This is a genomic window from Brucella daejeonensis (genome assembly GCF_014199265.1).
Lineage (GTDB): Bacteria > Pseudomonadota > Alphaproteobacteria > Rhizobiales > Rhizobiaceae > Brucella > Brucella daejeonensis.
Genome location: NZ_JACIJG010000048.1, coordinates 1 through 2817, shown reverse-complemented (window position 1 = coordinate 2817; position 2817 = coordinate 1). Strand labels below are relative to the sequence as shown.

The following is a 2817-nucleotide window of genomic DNA, read 5'->3' as shown; positions in this document are numbered from 1 at the left end:
GTAACCGCCCGATTGTTACCGTGGGGAATATGTCTTGACACGTTCGACGACTTCCTGGTCGTCGACAAAGCATTCGAGGAATTCTTGCCATTTTTCGGCTGATTGACGCGCGTCGGCTAGAATCTGTCTGAGCTCATCGATGCCGTCGTCTGTCAGGGCGCTCGTAGTCTGGCCGTCGCCGGTTACGACGGTGATGATATTGCCATAGGTCAGATTGTCGTCATTGTAGATGATCGCTTGAAGAAGATCGACATCCTCTTCGAGCATTTCGGCGACATAGTCTGTGGTGTAGACAAACGTGACCGTGGCCATCAGGCTGCCTCAGCATGTTCTGCCACGAGAGGCACCCAATTCCATGGAAGCAATTCATCGAGCCGATTGATTTTGTGATCATGAATGCGGTCGAGCACATCGGCCAGATAAGCTTGCGGGTTGATGCCGTTCATCTTCGCCGTTTCAATGATCGTCATGGCGCGTGCCAGAGTTTCCGCGCCAGTATCCGCGCCTGCGAATAACCAATTCCGGCGTCCTACTCCTATCGGCCTCAGGGCTCGCTCCGCGGCATTGTTGTCCATGGCCACACGCCCGTCCTCCAGGAACAGGGATAATGACGGCCATCTGCTCAGCCCGTAGCGCAAAGCCTTCGCCAGTTCGCTTTTGCCCGGAATGCGAAGCAACTGCTTTTCCGCCCATGCGCGCAGTTCCTCGACCTTTGGCTTGCTGTGCTTTTGACGCGTGACAAGCCGTACATCGGCGGGCCGACCTGCAATATCCCGCTCGATATCATACAGCGCGCCGATCCGATCGAGAGCCTCGCGCGCAATCTCGGATTTGTTCGCGGTCCAGATGTCATGAAAGTCACGCCGCCAATGTGCCCAACAGGAAGCTTCGCGGAAACGGCAGTTACCACCCGCATCAGGTTCGTATAGTTTTGTGTAACCTTTATAGCCATCAGCCTGAAGGATGCCGCTCGCCTCTCGCAGATGATGGTGGACGTGCTCTTCCTTCCAATCGGGAGCGAAGTAATAAACCGCACCCGGCGGTGCGCCGCCTGCCCATGGACGCTGATCGCGGACATACGTCCAAATCCTGCCCTTCTTCACACCTTTGCCCAGTCCCTTGTCGCGCAATGAGCGATCCAGCACCCGGATCGGCGTATCGTCAGCATGGAGGAGATCGCTTTTCATGATCTCGATCTCAATACGCTCAATCAGTGGCCGAAGCGCTTGCATGGCACGACCGCACCAGTCCACCAGTGTGCTGTCAGGTATATCGACACCCATCCGCGCGAAGATCTCGTTGAGGCGATAGAGCGGCAGATGATCGTCGAACTTCGAGACCAGAATATAGGCCACAAGGCCCGCACCAGCCATGCTACCCGGTATCGGGCGGCTGGGCGCAGGAACCTGCACCATCTTCTCGCAACAACGGCACGACTTCTTTGGCCGGGCGATCTCGATAACCTTCATCGTCGCTGCGATCATATCGAGGATTTCGCTGACATCCTCTCCGACAATGCGTAATTCTCCACCGCAGGCAGGGCAGCAATGACCGGGATCCAGTTCCCGGCGTTCGCGAACGGCATTTTCCGACACGCGCGGACGTCGGCGCAGCGGTCTGGTTTGTGATGTCTCATCCGGGACGCAAGCCGGATCGTCTTCAAGCTCCTCGACGGTCGCGGTCTCGTGTTCGGCACTGGCAATCAACAGATCCTCAAGCGCCAGTTCCAGTTGCGCAATTTCTCGCTCGATCTTTTCAGAAGACTTGCCGAAGATCTGTTTCTTCAGCCGGGCAATGCGTAGCCTCAGACCCTGGATCAGGTGATCATGCGCTTTCAACGCCGCCGACATCTTCGCATTCTCCGCCTGCAAGGCGGTGATCATCGCCTTCAGAAAGGCTGGATCATCAGGAAGAATTGAGCTCGCATTCGACATGATCCTGTCTAGCATAAATTAGGACAGAATGCCATAAAAACAAGTAGTTTCAGTAAGATAAAATCAACCGACACGTGCCGGCGGAGCACCCCAGTCCGGGCGTCTCCAGTCTATTCCTTCCCATAGCATCGCCAGCTGCGCTGCTGTCAGCCGAGCTGTTCCATCGGCCGCTGAAGGCCAGGGGAAACGGCCTTTCTGCAGAATTTTATAATAAAGGCAAAATCCCTGGCCATCAAAATACAGCAGCTTTACCCGATCACCACGCCGCCCACGAAAGGCGAAGACAGCTCCCCCAGTTGGCTTCTGGCGCAAGACATCCTGTGCCAACATCGAAAGGCCCTCAATGCCCTTCCTCATATCTGTCACGCCGCAGGCAAGATAAACCCGAACGCCGGTGCCCGGTCCGATCATGCCTGTTCCACCGCCCGGATCAGCCGCGTCAGCACCGCACCTTCCACTTGGCTGCCAAAACAAAGTCGACGGCCGCAGCGCAATTGCAATTCGATCATCGAGGATGCAACATTGACGGAGCTATTCGGCTCAGAGCCAAGCCGTGTGGCGGCCATATCAACGGGAAGAAACAACGCCTCTACCGACGCAGGCAGAAGTCCCTTCCTCTTCAACTCGCTACGCCACATATAAATCTGCTGGCGGGATACATCGTGACGTAGCGCAACTTCTGTTACTGTCGCGCCATCAACCCCAACCGAATTGACTATCGCAAGCTTCTCTTCGGCTCGCCACCGACGGCGGCGCTCATGGCCCAGTATCTCCATCCGCATCGTATACCTCAATCTCAAGACACGTCATTAACGACGCCGCTAAAGACGTGTCTTACGTCACGAGGTCTTGCTTCAACAGGTGGTAGCAATCGGGCCGTTAC

General features: G+C 56.1%; 4 protein-coding genes. All 4 read right to left on the bottom strand.

Annotated features, from left to right (window positions below):
- Positions 1-15: 15 nt before the first annotated feature.
- The 4 genes from FHS76_RS22385 to tnpA all read right to left on the bottom strand — a co-directional run bounded on the left by FHS76_RS22385 (position 16) and on the right by tnpA (position 2716).
- Positions 16-312: a hypothetical protein gene (locus FHS76_RS22385; RefSeq protein ID WP_183658524.1), complete on the bottom strand. Its 297-nt coding sequence runs from the start codon at positions 310-312 to the stop codon at positions 16-18.
- The gene (gene tnpC, locus FHS76_RS22380; protein ID WP_183658522.1) at positions 312-1934 is read right to left on the bottom strand and encodes an IS66 family transposase; all 1623 of its coding nucleotides are present in this window, start codon (positions 1932-1934) and stop codon (positions 312-314) included. The genes FHS76_RS22385 and tnpC overlap by 1 nt, the downstream gene beginning before the upstream one ends.
- Before the next feature lie 63 nt (positions 1935-1997).
- Positions 1998-2345: an IS66 family insertion sequence element accessory protein TnpB gene (gene tnpB / locus FHS76_RS22375; RefSeq protein ID WP_011982990.1), complete on the bottom strand. Its 348-nt coding sequence runs from the start codon at positions 2343-2345 to the stop codon at positions 1998-2000.
- Entirely contained in the window at positions 2342-2716 is a 375-nt protein-coding gene (gene tnpA / locus FHS76_RS22370) for an IS66-like element accessory protein TnpA (protein ID WP_235992876.1), read from the bottom strand. The genes tnpB and tnpA overlap by 4 nt, the downstream gene beginning before the upstream one ends.
- Between the last annotated feature and the right edge of the window lie 101 nt (positions 2717-2817).

Bases quoted from the DNA above. Each gene is read 5' to 3' on its own strand.
- FHS76_RS22385 (WP_183658524.1), bottom strand. From the start codon at position 312: ATGGCCACGGTCACGTTTGTCTACACCACAGACTATGTCGCCGAAATG.
- tnpC (WP_183658522.1), bottom strand. From the start codon at position 1,934: ATGTCGAATGCGAGCTCAATTCTTCCTGATGATCCAGCCTTTCTGAAG.
- tnpB (WP_011982990.1), bottom strand. From the start codon at position 2,345: ATGATCGGACCGGGCACCGGCGTTCGGGTTTATCTTGCCTGCGGCGTG.
- tnpA (WP_235992876.1), bottom strand. From the start codon at position 2,716: ATGCGGATGGAGATACTGGGCCATGAGCGCCGCCGTCGGTGGCGAGCC.